The sequence below is a fragment of the Tenacibaculum skagerrakense genome (assembly GCF_004345825.1).
Classification (GTDB): Bacteria; Bacteroidota; Bacteroidia; order Flavobacteriales; family Flavobacteriaceae; genus Polaribacter; species Polaribacter skagerrakensis.
Genome location: NZ_SLXM01000007.1, coordinates 244,083 through 260,436, shown reverse-complemented (window position 1 = coordinate 260,436; position 16,354 = coordinate 244,083). Strand labels below are relative to the sequence as shown.

The window sequence follows — 16,354 nt, the reverse complement described above, 5'->3', positions numbered from 1 at the left end:
TAAAAATAAGAGGGCTTTTCTAATTAATTCATTTAACTATTTAAATGATACAACTAAAATTATTCTATGATAAATCGCTTACTAGTGTTTGTAAATTTGTTTTCAATTTTTAATATATAAACACCAGAATTGAACTGATCTATACTAATAGTTCTTGAATCATTTACATTTCCTTTTTTAACAATTTGACCTAACATATTTATTACCGAGTAATTCGCACTTTCTAAACTTTTATTTGGACCTACTAACTTTAATAAAGTTCCTTTTTTAATAGGGTTAGGAGCCACTTGAATACTAGTTAACATATCTTCATCCTCATCACCCATAATATCTACTCTTGTATCAAAAACTTCAGCAACACTTACGTTAGCACTTTCACAAGAACCTTCATATATTCTTACGTTAGAGAATGTTGAATTGTTTCCAGAACCAGCATCATTATCATTAATAAAAACTAACCTATCCATACTTCCTGTATAAGAACTACCTACAGGAATTGTATACTTAATGGTTCCACTTGTGTAATTGTCGTAGTTAGTAATTCCATAATTTTGAGTACCATGTACCTTGAAACATCTTGCTGCCGTTAAAGTATTATCATTCTCAAATGCAACTCCATGGATTTCACCCTGAGAAGTACTACTAAATTCAAACTCTATAACTGTATTAGCCGTAACTGTATAATTCATTGGTATATATTTCCAAGTATTATTTGTTAACGTTAACGAATTTCCTCCGCTTCCTACAGAGAAATTACCAGATGCATCTTGATTTGAAAAAGAAGTTATAGTGAAGTCATTAAAATTAAGCGTAGGACATGTAGGATTTGGATTTCCTCCACCAGAAGTTAATGACAAATTATCTATAGCAATATCACTAGACCAGCTAGTTCCTGTAGTTCCCACAAAACGTAGTCTAACCTGACTTTGTCCTAAATAAGCACTTAAATTTACTGTTACTACATTCCACTGATTACCTTTATTTCCAGAGTCACTCCATAAACTTGTCCAAGTTGTTCCATTTGTAGAAGCCTCTAAACTTAATGAACCAACAGATGTTCCATACATATGATTACTAAAAGAGAATGAAGCTGAAGACAAACCTGATAAATCAAAACATGGACTTTGTAAAATTGCCGTTGCATTAGAACCAATTTGTCCTGTACTTCCATTTGTAGAAGCTTCTAAAAACATATAGAAAGAACCATTTGCTCCTGAGCTTGGTCCAGTTCCAGAAGAAGGAGTTCCCGAAGCATCTCTTACCCAGTTTCCATCATCTCCTGTAACTTGTGTCCATCCATCATTTGATTCAAAACTTTCACTATAAGGAAAAGAAGTAACTGTTGAAGTACAACTTGGATCTGGATCCGGATCTGGATTTCCTCCCCCATTTCCATCAACACCATTTGCTGGCATATCGTTACCAATAGAGGCAATTAAATCATCACTTCTACCATAAGAACCATTAGGACATTGCCCTGTATTGTGAATTGCTAATACTAAATTAGAATTATAATCAATAACAGGAGAACCTGAACTTCCACCTTCTGTGTCTGCAAAATAATTTATTGTTTTACCTGGCGCGTTTGCTGTACCACAATTTCCAACACAGTTTACAGAAGAAAATCCACTATCAGTATTTACTGATATTTCCTTTCTTCTACCTCCTGGATGTTGTGGAATATAAATTCTATCTCCCGATGAAGCAACTGTAGAGCTTAAACTTAAATATCCATACGTACCGGTTGGATTCGTTGGTAATTTTACTAAAGTATAATCTAAACTTGAATTCGTTTTGATAAAAGTAGATGATGAAGCTACCGTTTGAGAAGTTGCTGAAGTAGAACCTGTACAACTAGCATATTGATAATTAAAGATAAAATCTGTGTTTTGAGCATCTGAAGAAGAACCAATACAATGATTATTCGTCATTAAGTGACCTTCGCTTCCTAACAACCAACCTGTACAGCTAGAGCTACCACCAATAATTAATCTACAAACAGCTTTTGCTTTTTCAAACATATCTGTTCCTTCATAACAAGCAATTCTCTCTTTGTTATCACTTGAACAAATTGATTTCTGTTGTGGATCATTTTTTTCATATTGTTTTACAATTTTCTCCTTTGTAAATCCGTAAGCAACTTTAGAAATTTCAAATCCATTGTAATTACTAGTTGAACCAGTAGCGTATAATTTTACCTCTACTTTATCATCAAAAATTACTTGAGACCAAAAGTTACTAATCATCGTCATTTTATCATCCACTATTTTTCCTTGACCTCCGTAGATGATTTTTTCTCCACTTTTAACTCCAGTAATTTCAACGTAATCATCTGGAGCTAAATCGAAATTCTCAAAATACAACTTAACATAAGTCGAATTTTTTGAGTAGAATTCTTTTTGAAATACTAATTGTGGTTGGTTTGTTTTTTGACTACCGGATTGAGAAAACTGTTGATACTCTTTAGTTACTTTGATGTTTGCATCAAATTCATCTCCGATTTTAAACTTTTTTTGTGCTGTTAAATTGGTGCAACACAAAAACATGATGGCATAGGAAGCCATCTTGAAAAATTGATTTTTCATTTTAGAAGGGTTTTTGGTTAATTAATTGCAACAAATCTATTAATATAACCTAAAAAACACAAGATAAATGTTAAAAAACATAAAATCACTCGGCGTAGTGATAAATACTAGCTTTTAAGTATTTAGCATAAATAAAACCCTCTATTTTGAGGGTTTCAATTCAATTTTATATCTTTTTATAGTCCGAATTTATTCTATAATGAATCTTTTACTTTCGTTATAAATTCCATTTTCTAAATGCAATATATAAACTCCTAAATCTAAATTATCCAATGTTATACTATTAGATTCCGGCAACTTACCTTTTTTAACAACTTGCCCAAGAAAATTAAGTATTCTGTAATTTGCATTCTTGTTTTGGGTGAGATATCCATTAATTTGCAGTAAACCTCCTTTTTTAACTGGATTTGGTGCTACTATAAAAGAAGTAACCTCCTCTTCGTTTTCATGTCCTAAAACAGTAGATTCTAAGTTAAAAACTTCTGCAACTTGTACTGTAGGATTTTCACAAGAGCCTTCGTATATTCTTACATTTGAAAATATTGAATTGTTTCCTGAACCAGCATCATTATCGTTAATAAAAACTAAACGACTCATGCTGCCTGTATATGAGTTTCCAACTGGAATTATATAGCTAACTGTTCCGCTAGTATAATTGTCAAAATTTGTAATACCATAACTTTGTGTTCCATGTACTTTAAAATATCTAGAAGATGTTAAACTATTGTCGTTTTCAAATCCTACTCCATGGATTTCTCCTTGTGATGAACTACTAAACTCAAACTCTATAACCGTATTACTAGTAACCGTATAATACATGTCAATAAATTTCCAGGTATTATTTGATAATTCTAAAGTTGAACCATTATTTACAACCGAATAATCTCCTGAAGAATCTTGATCTGCAAAAGATGAAATTGAAAAATCGTTAAAGTTTAATATATCACAATTTGGACTAGGATCTGGATTTGAACTTGGAGTAAACAACATTATATTATCGATTGCCATATCACTTAAATAAGTTCCTCCTGTAGTTCCAACAAAACGAAGTTTAAGCTGAGTTTCCTCCAAATAAGCATCCAAATTAACGGTTACAGAATTCCATTGATTTCCTTGATTTCCCGACATACTCCAAATAGTTGTCCAATTGACTCCATCAATAGTTAATTGTAACTCAAGATTCCCCATTCCAGTTCCATACATGTGATTATCAAATGTAAATACAGCTGAAGTCATTTCAGAAAGATTAAAACAAGGACTTTCTAATATCGCTGTAGCATTGCTTCCAATTTGACCAGTTCCAGAAGTAGAAGCTTCTAAATACATATAATATGTTCCATTAGTAGCAGAGTTTGGGCCAGTGTTTGAAGAAGGAGTGCCAGAAGCATCTCTTAACCAATTTCCTTCATCTGTATCAACTTGTGTCCAACTATCATTTGTCTCAAAACTTTCTGAATAAGGAAAACTATTTACAACAGTATTACAAGATGGTTCTGGATCCGGACCTGGATTATCAGTTGGTGATTGCACCAAAATATTGTCAATAGCCATATCACTTAAATATGTAGAGCCAGTTACACCAACAAATCGGAACTTAACTTGTGTTTCTCCTAAATAGGCATTCAAATCAATTGCTACAGAATTCCATTGATTTCCTTGATCTCCTGATGCATTCCAAATAGCTGTCCAATTAACTCCATCGATAGAAACTTCTGCCGAAAGCGATCCCATTCTACTACCGTACATATGATAGTCAAAAGAAAACTCAGCAGTAGTCATTCCAGAAAGATCAAAACAAGAACTCTCAAGAATAGCGGTAGCGTTACTTCCAATCTGACCTGTTCCAGAAGTTGATGCTTCTAAATACATATAAAAATTACCTTCATTGGAACTTCTTGGTCCCGTACTTGAAGAAGGCGTTCCTGAAGAATTTCGTAACCAATTACCATCATCATTGGTAATTTGCGTCCATCCATCATTTATTTCAAACCCCTCGGAATATGGAAACGTATTTATAACTGAATTACAAATTGGTGTTGGATCTGGATCTGGATCAGGGTCAGGATTTGAACCTCCACCAATTCCATTAGTAGGCATATCCATTCCTATATCAACAATTAATTGATCACATCTTCCATACGAACCATTAGGACATTCACCAGTATTATGTATGGCAATCACTAAATTTGTATTGTAATCTATCACTGGTGAACCTGAACTTCCTCCTTGTGTGTCGGCATTATAGCGAATCGACTTAAGAGGTGCATTAGGTGTAGCACAATCGCCCACACATTCTACCACTGCAAAACCATTATCGGTATCGGAATTTACTGAGATTTCCTTTCTAGCTCCTCTAGGGTGTTGTGGAATATAAATTCGATCTCCTACAGTAGGTTTGTTAGGACTTAAACTTAAATACCCAAAGTCGGTAGTTGGATTATCTTTTAGTTTTACAAGTGTATAGTCAAGGTCTTTATTCGTTTTTACAACTGTACCACCACGATATATTTTTTGTTTTGCTGAAGTGGAACCAGTACAGTTTTCATACTGATAATTAAATATAAAGTCTGTTCCATTAGCGCCAGTATCTGAACTTATACAATGGTTATTCGTCATTAAATGGCCATCACTTCCTAAAAGCCAACCAGTACAAGCTGAAATTCCTCCAACTAACATTCTACATACAGCTTTAGATTTTTCAAACATTTTTGTTCCTTTATAACATGCTATACGTTCTCTGTCATTAGTACCACAAACGGCTCGTTGTTGACTCTCTTCTTGAGCAAAAATTTTATTTATTTTTTCAGGAGAAAAACCATAGGCTACTTTTGAAATAGAAAAACCAGTATGACTGTTCACATTTCCTTTAGAGTATAAAATGACTTCAACGGCTTCTTCAAAAATAGCTCCGGACCAAAAATTGCGTATGGTCTCACCTTTTTCATTTATTACTTTTCCTGCACCTCCATAGATTAATGTCTCATTAGTTTTTTTACCAATAATTTTTACATAATCCTCAGGCGCTAAATCAAAATCTTCAAAAAACAATTTAACATATGCAGCGTTTTTTGAGACAAATTGTTCTTTAAAAACTACATTAAATTGATGATTAAACTTACTTTTTTGATTACGATAAGTACTTCTACTACTTATTTGAGTGTCGAATTCCTCTCCGATTTTTAGAACTTTTTGTCCGTGTAAACTAAAAAATGAAAGGAAAAAAATGGCAAAAACAGCCATTATGAAAAAATTTTTTTTCATGATTTGAAAGGGTTTATGTTTGGTTAATTACTTTTCTAAAAATAGAATTATTATTAACAAAAATCAAAATTATTGTTAATTTATTATTTAATAAATTGATATTTATTTAATTTTTTATATTATTAACAACTATAAAATTCCTGCTTATTAAGCATAAAACTTGTAGTAAACATGTGTCTTTACAACTTTTTTTTTGAACTGCTATGTAATGATTCTTTTTTAACACCGTCCAAATTGGAGTAAAACCCCGAGAGAGGACAAAAACTAAAAAACAATGAAAAAACTATTAATCATTTTACTAACTGTATTTACAAGCACACAAATAGAAGCTCAAACCAATGAAGTGTTTGATGCTTTACTTAAAACATACGTAACTCGCGATGGAAAACTGGATTATAAAGGCTTAAGAAAAAACAAAGCAATTTTAGATATCTATTTAAATCAACTTGAAGAAACAATTCCATTAAAAAATTGGTCTTCAAAAAAAGCAAAAGCATTTTGGATGAATGCCTACAATGCATATTCTATTAAATTAATAATTGATAGCTATCCGCTTAAAAAATTAACCGATATAAAAATTAAAGGTAAAAACGCTTGGAAAATACCTTTTGCTAAAGTTGGTAAAAAAACATATTCATTAGATTATATAGAGCATAAGATCTTAAGAAGATGGCATGATGACCAAAGAATTCATGTGGGAATTAATGCTGGGTCAATTTCAGGACCAAGGTTTCCTAATTATGCTTTTACTGAAGGAAATATAGAAATTAAGCTAGAGAACTTGATGAAAGATTTTATCAACGACTCGAGTAAAAATAAAATTACGCTAACAAAAGTTGAAGTTTCTAAAATTTTTGAGTGGTATCAAGAAGATTTTACTTCTGTAAATTCATTGGTTGATTATATTAACAAATATTCAAACACGAAAGTAAATGATAATGCAGAAGTCTCTTATCTAGTTTATGATTGGACTTTAAACGAAAAACAATAATCCCATTTAACCAAAATAATTCTCTCATATAAAAAAAGCTGTTCTATGTACTTAGGACAGCTTATTTTTTCACAATTGCGTAAATCTTATTGAGTGAAAAACTTATCAACACGAAAACGATTTCGATTCAAACTACTGTAAATTAACCAAATAATAATAGGTAAATTCGGTGAAAATGTAATTCTCCCACCCTTATATTACATTTTTTTCAACCTCATATTAATCAATAACAAACCTATTATTCATGAAAACTTATTTTTCAAGATTAAGTTTCGTGGTTTTACTTATTACCATGTTAACTTACGAAAACGTTTTCTCTCAAAATGATTTTCGAGAAGAAACAATTTACTTTCTACTAACAAGTAGATTTAATGATGGAGACCCAAATAACAATGCATCTACAGAATGGTCTTCCTACAATCCAGACCCAAATATCAATCCAAGTATTACAGATCCTAATGATGTAACATGGAGAGGAGATTTTAAAGGTTTAATTCAAAAGTTAGATTACATAAAAGACATGGGCTTCACTGCCATTTGGATTACACCGATTGTTCATAACAGAAGTCCATTAGATTATCATGGTTATCATGCTTGGGATTTTACCCGAGTAGATCCTAGATTAGAATCACCAGGTGCAACTTTTCAAGATTTAATTAATGAAGTTCATGCTAGAGGAATGAAAATTGTGCTTGATATTGTAACCAATCATGCAGGCCGTTTTGGTATAAAAGATGTTGCAGAAATAAAGTACAACACAGACCCTACTAAACCTTGGGCCGCAATTGATAATCCAAATTGGGAATACGATGGAATTACACCAAATCCAGATGATGGATTACTATGGAGCAGAGCGAACTTAGCTAAAATGCCAGCTCCTTATAATCAAAATTTAGCAGCTTACAATTTCCCTGGAAAAGAAAGTTATATTGACACAAGTGATCCAAATTGGTATCATCATTCAGGTAACGGATTTGCTCAAGGTTTTGATGATATCGAAAACTTACATAATAGAGCGCTTGCAGGTGATACGCCCGATTTGAATACAAGTAGTCCAAAAGTTAGAGAATACTTAGTAAATGCCTATCGCAAATACATCGAAATGGGTGTAGATGCTTTTCGTTGGGATACCTTAAAACATATGAGCAAAGAAGATGTTTTGTATTTCTTTGATGCTTTTAAAGCCATCAATCCGAACCTTTTTATTTTCGGAGAAGTTGCACAAAAACGACACGAACTACATCCTGTTGAAGAAATTAATCCTCATTATTATACTTGGCGCGGCGCGGTAAACAATTCTGCTCCGTTAGATTTAGCTGTAATTGATTTTTACGGAGAAGCAACTTTTCATGGGACTTTTGAGGAAGGACAATCATTTCCAACGGTAAAGGCAGCCGCGCGTTATGATCATTTATATAGCGACCCTTCTACGCTAGTTACTTGGTTAGATAATCATGATTTTGGTCCAAATAACGATTGGAACAGACGTTATGGAGGAAGCGATGAAAACTTAGCCGCTTGTATGAATTTTATGTTCACTTGGCGTGGAATTCCAACAGTATATTACGGAACCGAAATGCGCTTTAAAGCTGGTGAATTCGCAGATATACATAATGCAGCTGGAATTCAAGAATCTATTGACAATACAGGTAGAGCTTATTATGGTGATGTAATGGATCAGGCTCCAAACCATAAAATCTATCAACAGATTAAAAAACTAAACGCTATGAGACGTGCCATTCCTGCTTTACAAAAAGGAAATTGGGAATGGAAAGAAGCGCCTGGAAATGCTGTTTCTTATAAAAGAATTTATGGAAACAGCGAAGTTGTTGTTGGTTTAACAAAAGATGGAGGTGCATCATTTTCAATATCTGGTGTTACTGATGGCGTTTATAGAGATGCTGTAACTGGACGAGAAACTTTTGCTTCTGGAGGTAGAATTAATTTCTCAGTTACTTCTGGTTCGGTTGGAGTTTATGTATTAAACGGTCCTGGACTAATCGGACCTTGTGGTGGTGGATATTTTGAGAATTGTGTTAACGGACCAAGTAAACCAATAGTAAATATCAACTCGAATGCAACGCAATCAGAAAATCCGATACAAGTTTCTTTAGAAGCATTTGGTGGTTCTGGAAGTTTAGAAATTTTCTATACTACAGATAATTCAAATCCAAATCAATCTAGTAACAAATACACAAGTTCATTTACCATAAATAACTCTACTACGATAAAAGCAATTGCATATGATAGTAATGGAATAGCATCAGAAATCGTAACTCAAAACTATACTATCGGACCCATTGAAGGATTACATGTATATTTTAAAAAACCATCCTCTTGGTCGCAAGTAAATGTTCACTATTGGAATGAATCTCCAGATGTGTTACCTACTAGTAATTGGCCAGGACCAGAAATGAGTCAAATTGGAAATACAGATTGGTACGAATATGTCTTTAACGGTGTAACCAGTACCAACTTACTATTTAATGATAATGGGAACGCAAAAACGGATGATTTAACGAGAAATAAAGACGGATGGTTTCAAGATAATCAATGGTTCGATACGGATCCTAGAGACAACACCAATCCAAATCCTGTTGACGGAATAACGATTTATTACAAAGGAAACATTTCGAATCCAAACATCTATTATTGGAATACAAGTCCTGAAACTTCCACAACTTCTTGGCCTGGTGAAAATATGACTGATATCGGAAATGGCTGGTTTTCTTATACATTTAGCAATGTTAATTGCACCAATTTAATATTCAGTAGTAACGGAAATAATCAAACTGATGATTTACAACGATGTGGAGATGGTTGGTATTTCAATGGAACTTGGCATGACTCCAATCCAGAAGAACAACCTACTGGAAACGACTTAAACATCTATTTTAAGTCTGATTCTTATAGTAATCCTGAAATATATTTTTGGAATGTCACACCTTCTAACCTAACCACAACTTGGCCTGGTGAAACTATGACGCTACAAAGTAATGGTTGGTACAAATACACTTTTAGTAATACAGATTGTGCGAATATTATATTCAGTAATAATGGAAGTTCTCAAACTGCTGATTTAAACAGATGTTCTGAAGGTTGGTATTACAACGGAACTTGGTATGATTCCAATCCAGATAATTCACAAGCTAGAAATAGTACAAACACTAGTACTTCTAACTATCCAGATCTCATATCAATTTATCCCAATTCAATTAATGAGAATTCAAAAGTAAGAATTGGTAATTCGAATGGTAAAACAGATTTAAAAATTGAGGTAATAAGTGTTTATGGTACTTCCCAAACTTTAGTAAATACTAAAATCAATTCAGGAATGCATGAATTTAAACTTAATAAAATTCAAAACCAATTAACCAATGGAATCTATTTTGTTCGTATAACTATGAATGGAAAAACCACTGTTAAAAAGATCATTAAAAAGTAAGTAAACAAAACGCCTCTCAAATTGGGAGGCGTTGTTATTTTAAACATGTTGGTCAATTAAAATGGTATTTCCATCAGGATCAAAGAAAACCATACTTGCTGGTCCAGTCGTTGTCTCATCAGCTTCTTTCTCTAACTTGATATGATTTTCCTTTAAATGCTTTTGAATGGCTCTAACATCATCAAATTCTTCTAAAGCATTCGCACTTTCATCCCAACCTGGATTAAACGTTAGAATATTATTTTCAAACATTCCTTGAAATAGTCCAATTAACGAATTACCATTTTTCATAATTAAGTAATTACGTTCCATTTCTCCTGCAAATACAGAAAACCCCAAAGTTTCGTAAAACTCTTTAGATTTTTGTAAACTCTTTACTGCTAAACTTATTGAAAAAGCTCCTAGCTTCATAGATATTACAGTTTGGTTAACTCTTCTAAGTTACCATTTTAAAGCCAAAAAACTATTTTGTTCTGTTTTTTATAATCGCATTCATTAAAAAAAAGTAGGCTGTATTGTACAACACAACACTTAACATAATATAAAACATGGAAGTTCCTGTAATTTTTTTAGAACCAGATAAGGCATCTGAAAGGATAAAAATTGCAATTGATATAAACATTTCTCTATTACCTAGTTTTACTCCTTTGGTTGTTAATAAAGAAAAAGATGTAGATAACAGTAATACCAAACCAATGGTGGTAACTATTGACAAATAGTAAAAAATTGAGTCTGTATAAATTAGATATAAAATCATTCCAAATAATACCGCCGTTATAGAAAATGCAATAAAAAGGATTACCTTATCAATTTTAGTATTGATATCAAAAATCAATTTTAACCAAGAAAATCGTAAACAAATTAAACTACACATTCCTATTAGAGTGTAATCATCTAGAGAAAAGAAAAATCCAGTAAGAACAATAAAAAAAGATAATATCCAAAAGCTTTTAGGAACATCTTTCACTGAAAAGTAGCCATATAAAACAATAGAAGATAGACTAATAAGTCTAGGTATCCATAATACTTCTTTTAAATTGTAAAAAATCATTGAAATATCAACAATACTAAATACAATAAACAGAGTAATAAACAAATGCTTTAAACGCATTGAAAAGGGGTATTATTAGGGTGATGGGTAAATATATAAAAAATCCTACATGATGATATGTAAGATTCTTTTTTAACTTCTTCTTTTATCCTTTTACTCTATACTCTTTTTCTATTTCTATATAGCAAAATTCCCACGATAACTAATAATAATATTGACCAAGAATGCACAAAAACTAATACTATACTTTCCAATAAATTCCATCCAAATGAAAAACCTTTTTTGCTTTTAGACCAAAACGTTTTTTGTTGAATCTTTACTTCTTTATAAGGAATCTCTTCATACAATATTACATTAATAGAACTAAAAGCTACACGGTCTGATAAGTATTTCAACTTACCTTGAGCTGCTTCTATTTCTTCTTGAATGCTTCCTAACTTTTCTTCTGCATATATAATTTCTTCCACTGTTTTTGCCTGTTTACGCAAAACACTTTCATAACGTTCTTTTACTTGTAATTTTGTTTCTAGCCTAGAAGTTACATCAACAAATTGTTCTGTCACGTCTTGCGTATTAATTGTTTCCTGATCAATTATATCAGCATAATTACTGATACTATCTAACAAAACATCAAAATACTCTTTTGGAACTTTAATTTTAAACGTATTCTCTTTCTGATACGAAGTATTCACATACTTTAGATTAGCAATGTATGCATTAAAACCCTCAGTAATTCCTTTAATTCTTTTGGTAGTTTCTTTTACATTTTTGACCTTTAGTTTTAAAGTTCCTGTTTTAATTATTTTTAATTGATTAAACTTTTGACCTGAGTTGATTACTGATTTTTTAGATTCTTTAGATGTTTCTTTACTTGGTAAACCATCGGGAACTTCATAAACTTCCGAGATAGGAATGTTTTCTTTATAAGCTGACGAATTACTACACGATACTATAGTTAAAAATAGTATTGATGCAATTAACTTTCTAAATTCAATTTCCTTTAAATAAACTTTCATAATTTTATGTTTAAGAATTACAGTTACAAACTTATTTTTACACCAAAACATAGGTTTGTAAAACATTTGTAAAAGCTTTGTAAAACGTTTTACAGAAAAAAATTATCAAATTATCTTTGGGAAAAACCGATATTTTTTATTTTGAATTACTTAAAAAAGAGATTGTTACTGCTTTTTTAAAAACTCATAGTGCTCCAAAAACTATTGAAGAATGGAAAGGAGAAGAAATCGTTCTTTTTCAAGAAGATTTATTTGATAAGGTAAAAGGAAAGGTAAGTGAGAAATGGTTTTATACGTATTGTAAAAACTCAATAGACAAATTACCTCGAATTGATATTCTAAATTTATTAAGTAAGTATGTTGGTTATAAAAACTGGAATGATTTTGTAAATCAACATCATCAACCTCTTCCTAAGAAAAGAAGCTATATGAAAATTATAATCTTGATGCTTGCTGTTGGGTTGGTTGGTTGGAGTTTATTTAAATCCAGAAAAAATGCATACGTTTTTTGTTTTGTTGATCAAATTACTGATGCTCCTATCACAAAAACAAGTTTAGATATTAAAGTGCTTCCGTTAAATGAATCTCCTCTTTATTTTAAAACAGATAATACTGGCTGCTTTCGATATTCTACAACCGAAAAACAACTAACTTTTGTGGTATCGTCTCCCTATCATAAAACAGATACTATAAGACGTTCATTCTCTTCTAATAATAATAATACAGTAAGAATTGCTTCTGATGATTACTCTTTGATGCTTGATTATTATGTAAATAATAATGTTAAAGATTGGAAAGCACACAAAACAAAACTTGAAAACTTAATTGATGCTAACGCTGAAATTTATCGTTTCTATGGAAATAGATTAGGTGTTGAGATATATTCTAAGACAAGTTTTATCCAACTTATTTCAACTCCAGCTAAGAGCTTAGAGCGCATTAAAATATTAGATAAGTCTATTAGAAACGGAAAGATTGTGAAACTTAAATTTATTGTGAAATGAAAAAGTTTATCTACATACTATTGGTTTTACTTATTGCTTCTTGTGCAAATCGACCATCAATGAACAAAGAAATTTCAATTGAAGAAGCTCTTTTTGAAGCTGCCAATTCTGAGGATAACGAAAATACAATCTTAAAAGAGAAATTGACAAGGTATTTTGACTTACTAAAATTAAAAGTAAATCATCCAGATTTTGAAACCGATCTAGTATCACAATTACAAAAGCTATCTCAGAATAAAATTATTGAAATTAAAAACTTAGAAGCTAGTTCTTTAGAAAATATAAAAGTTTCAGACAGCATTCTAGTGTTATCCGATTCTACAGAAAAGATTAAAATAACTTATGATATTATTAATAAAGATAGTGTTATTAAAGACTCGATCTACGCCTATAAAACAACTACTGAAATTACAGTAGATGGTTATTCAATGAAATCATTTGAAATTAAATTTGACAAAGAATAACCTTCTTTAGTTCCTTTTTAGCGTAAATAACTTCTTATAGGTTAAACATCTCCACAGCCATTCTAGAGGTCCAAACTGAAAATATGTTAACCATGCTTTACTTACAATCACTTGAAATATAAATACAGAAATCGCAGCTATAAATGTTTGAGATGGACTCATCATTTCATACAAACCAAAACCAATAGAAGAAAATAAAATCAAACCAATAAAACTCTGCATTATATAATTTGTTAAAGCCATTTTCCCTACATATTTAAGTGGTTTAAATATAGTTTTGACTGATGCATTATACCATAACCAACCAATTATCCACAAATAGAAAAGTCCCATTATTACATCAGAAACAACCATCAGTTTAATAAAAAATTGACGAGCTATAGCAATTTTATATACATCTAACTTTACAATTACATACAAGAATAGAATTCTATAAACATTAGATAACACGGTAACTATTAGTACTGGCTTTTTAATTTTTAAAATAAACACGTCTAACGATTCATATACCTTATTTTTTCCTAAATACATTCCTAGTAAAAACATAGATAATGCTATTGGAGCCAAGAAACCTATCAACATAGGTAAGTTAGAAAAGTACTCCAAAATTCTTAGTTGAATTCCTTCAAGGTAAGTTCCATTAGCAATTATTTGGTTAACACTTTCACCAGTGTACTCTTTAAGAAAGATTCCTGGATCATAACCCAAAAGCATGAATAACTGCTCAAATAAGAAATCATAAAAAGGAAATAGTAAAAAGAAAACTGATAAACCCAGTATTAACCTATTTGATTTAGAAATGAAGAAAACTGTAAGTAAACCTAAAAGCGCATACATATTCAACACATCTCCAGACCAAAGTAATACAATATGCAGAACACCAAATACAAACAAGAAAAACATTCTTCTGAAAAAGAAAGCTTTACTAAGTTTTCCTTTTTCAGATAATTTCATGGCTTGCATGGAAATTCCTAATCCAAATAATAAAGAAAAAATTGGAAAGAATTTAGTGTAAAAAAATAATTGTAGCACCTTTTGAACTGCTATATCTACATTTGAGGTCCACTGCTTTGCAAACTCATCTTGGTTCAAAAACGTGGAATTCATAATCACAATATTTACCACAAAAATTCCTAAAATGGCAAAACCTCTATAGACATCTAATAACTCTATTCTTTTTGAAGTAGTTGTTATGGTTTCGTTATTTGATTTCATTAGTTAAATACTATTGCTATAAAAAAATCCTACACTAACGAGTGTAGGATTTAATCTATTTATCAGTCTTTTGTACATAAAAGACTACATTTCTAACGCTTTCTTAATGTTATTATCCATTAACAATTCAGCTGGATTTTCTAAAGCTTCTTTAACAGCTACTAAGAAACCAACAGATTCTTTACCATCAATAATTCTATGATCGTAAGATAATGCTACGTACATAATTGGACGAATAACCACTTCTCCATTTTCTGCAACAGGACGATTTACAATATTATGCATTCCTAAAATTGCACTTTGAGGAGGGTTGATAATTGGAGTTGATAACATTGACCCAAAAACTCCACCATTGGTAATTGTAAATGTACCTCCAGTCATTTCATCAACAGTAATTTGACCTTCACGAGCTCTAATTGCTAAACGCTTTACTTCGCTTTCAACACCTCTAAACGATAAGTTTTCTGCATTTCTAATTACTGGAACCATTAATCCTTTAGGCCCAGAAACTGCTATTGAAATATCTTGGAAGTCATACGATACCATTTCTTTACCGTCTATCATAGAATTTACAGCAGGATACATTTGTAATGCACGTACACAAGCTAATGTAAAGAAACTCATAAAACCTAAACCAACACCGTGTTTAGCTTTAAATTCTTCTTTATACTCATTACGTAAATCAAAAATCGGCTGCATATTAACCTCGTTAAACGTAGTTAACATAGCAGTTTCATTTTTTACAGAAACTAAACGCTCAGCAACTTTTCTACGTAACATAGAAAGTTTTGTACGCTCAACACCACGAGATCCATTTCCTGGCGTTCCCATAGAAGGAACAGCATTTACAGCATCATCTTTAGTAATTCTACCATCTTTTCCAGTTCCTTTAACATCAGAAGCACTCATTCCTTTTTCAGCTAATACTTTCTTAGCTGCAGGTGAAGCTGTTCCAGTAGCATACGTTTCTTTTGCTGGTTCTGCTTTTGGAGCTTCTTTCTTCTCTTCAGTTTTTGGAGCTTCTTTCTTTTCTCCTCCTTCAGGTTTAGCAGCACTCATATCGATATGACATACTACAGCACCAACTGCAACTGCATCTCCTTCTTCTGCTTTTAAAGTGATAATTCCGCTTTCTTCCGCAGGTAATTCTAACGTAGCTTTGTCAGAATCAACTTCGGCAATTGGTTGGTCTTTTTCTACATAATCACCATCTTCTACTAACCAAGTTGCTATTTCTACCTCTGTAATTGATTCCCCCGGAGAAGGAACTTTCATTTCTAAAACCATCAGTATTAATTTTTATATCTGAAATTTATTCTATT

The 16,354-nt window shown here is 31.6% G+C and carries 11 protein-coding genes; 4 read left to right on the top strand and 7 right to left on the bottom strand.

Features of this window, described 5'->3' with window-relative positions; all coding sequences use genetic code 11:
* Nucleotides 1-59: 59 nt before the first annotated feature.
* Nucleotides 60-2,585: a trypsin-like peptidase domain-containing protein gene (locus tag EV195_RS12675; RefSeq protein WP_132795328.1), complete on the bottom strand. Its 2,526-nt coding sequence runs from the start codon at nt 2,583-2,585 to the stop codon at nt 60-62.
* Between the two features lie 189 nt (nt 2,586-2,774).
* On the bottom strand, nt 2,775-5,846 hold the full coding sequence (locus EV195_RS12670) for a trypsin-like peptidase domain-containing protein (protein ID WP_132795327.1): 3,072 nt from the start codon (nt 5,844-5,846) through the stop codon (nt 2,775-2,777).
* Between the two features lie 274 nt (nt 5,847-6,120).
* On the opposite strand from EV195_RS12670, the gene EV195_RS12665 reads away from it, so the two are divergent.
* Together EV195_RS12665 and EV195_RS12660 are read left to right on the top strand one after the other, a co-directional pair.
* A complete protein-coding gene (locus tag EV195_RS12665) occupies nt 6,121-6,837 on the top strand; it encodes a DUF547 domain-containing protein (protein ID WP_132795326.1) in 717 nt (238 codons plus the stop codon).
* Between the two features lie 244 nt (nt 6,838-7,081).
* The gene (locus tag EV195_RS12660; protein WP_132795325.1) at nt 7,082-10,282 is read left to right on the top strand and encodes a starch-binding protein; all 3,201 of its coding nucleotides are present in this window, start codon (nt 7,082-7,084) and stop codon (nt 10,280-10,282) included.
* Nucleotides 10,283-10,321: 39 nt separating this feature from the next.
* Here the strand turns inward: EV195_RS12660 and EV195_RS12655 are convergent, their stop codons facing one another.
* From EV195_RS12655 to EV195_RS12645, 3 genes are all read right to left on the bottom strand, one after another.
* Nucleotides 10,322-10,693 carry a VOC family protein gene (locus EV195_RS12655; RefSeq protein WP_132795324.1) on the bottom strand — a complete coding sequence of 124 codons (372 nt, stop codon included), beginning with the start codon at nt 10,691-10,693 and terminating at the stop codon, nt 10,322-10,324.
* Nucleotides 10,694-10,745: 52 nt separating this feature from the next.
* Nucleotides 10,746-11,393, bottom strand: coding sequence for a hypothetical protein (locus EV195_RS12650; RefSeq protein ID WP_132795323.1), 648 nt, complete (start codon nt 11,391-11,393; stop codon nt 10,746-10,748).
* A 98-nt stretch (nt 11,394-11,491) separates the two neighbouring features.
* Nucleotides 11,492-12,349 (bottom strand): DUF4349 domain-containing protein, encoded by an 858-nt coding sequence (locus EV195_RS12645; RefSeq protein WP_165915740.1) that lies wholly within the window; start codon nt 12,347-12,349, stop codon nt 11,492-11,494.
* 116 nt (nt 12,350-12,465) lie between these two features.
* Between EV195_RS12645 and EV195_RS12640 the strand changes: the two genes are divergently transcribed.
* Nucleotides 12,466-13,353, top strand: a complete 888-nt coding sequence (locus tag EV195_RS12640; RefSeq protein WP_132795321.1) for a hypothetical protein — start codon at nt 12,466-12,468, stop codon at nt 13,351-13,353.
* Nucleotides 13,350-13,817, top strand: a complete 468-nt coding sequence (locus EV195_RS12635; protein WP_132795320.1) for a hypothetical protein — start codon at nt 13,350-13,352, stop codon at nt 13,815-13,817. Before EV195_RS12640 ends, EV195_RS12635 begins: the two co-directional genes overlap by 4 nt.
* Nucleotides 13,818-13,823: 6 nt before the next feature.
* Here EV195_RS12635 and EV195_RS12630 read toward each other — a convergent pair whose 3' ends face one another.
* Both EV195_RS12630 and odhB read right to left on the bottom strand, forming a co-directional pair.
* Nucleotides 13,824-15,032: a DUF418 domain-containing protein gene (locus tag EV195_RS12630; RefSeq protein ID WP_132795319.1), complete on the bottom strand. Its 1,209-nt coding sequence runs from the start codon at nt 15,030-15,032 to the stop codon at nt 13,824-13,826.
* An 84-nt stretch (nt 15,033-15,116) separates the two neighbouring features.
* Nucleotides 15,117-16,319, bottom strand: a complete 1,203-nt coding sequence (odhB, locus tag EV195_RS12625; protein WP_132795318.1) for a 2-oxoglutarate dehydrogenase complex dihydrolipoyllysine-residue succinyltransferase — start codon at nt 16,317-16,319, stop codon at nt 15,117-15,119.
* Nucleotides 16,320-16,354: the final 35 nt, after the last annotated feature.

Bases quoted from the DNA above. Each gene is read 5' to 3' on its own strand.
- EV195_RS12670 (WP_132795327.1), bottom strand. From the start codon at position 5,846: ATGAAAAAAAATTTTTTCATAATGGCTGTTTTTGCCATTTTTTTCCTT.
- EV195_RS12635 (WP_132795320.1), top strand. From the start codon at position 13,350: ATGAAAAAGTTTATCTACATACTATTGGTTTTACTTATTGCTTCTTGT.
- EV195_RS12630 (WP_132795319.1), bottom strand. From the start codon at position 15,032: ATGAAATCAAATAACGAAACCATAACAACTACTTCAAAAAGAATAGAG.
- EV195_RS12650 (WP_132795323.1), bottom strand. From the start codon at position 11,393: ATGCGTTTAAAGCATTTGTTTATTACTCTGTTTATTGTATTTAGTATT.
- EV195_RS12660 (WP_132795325.1), top strand. From the start codon at position 7,082: ATGAAAACTTATTTTTCAAGATTAAGTTTCGTGGTTTTACTTATTACC.
- EV195_RS12645 (WP_165915740.1), bottom strand. From the start codon at position 12,349: ATGAAAGTTTATTTAAAGGAAATTGAATTTAGAAAGTTAATTGCATCA.
- odhB (WP_132795318.1), bottom strand. From the start codon at position 16,319: ATGGTTTTAGAAATGAAAGTTCCTTCTCCGGGGGAATCAATTACAGAG.
- EV195_RS12665 (WP_132795326.1), top strand. From the start codon at position 6,121: ATGAAAAAACTATTAATCATTTTACTAACTGTATTTACAAGCACACAA.
- EV195_RS12655 (WP_132795324.1), bottom strand. From the start codon at position 10,693: ATGAAGCTAGGAGCTTTTTCAATAAGTTTAGCAGTAAAGAGTTTACAA.
- EV195_RS12675 (WP_132795328.1), bottom strand. From the start codon at position 2,585: ATGAAAAATCAATTTTTCAAGATGGCTTCCTATGCCATCATGTTTTTG.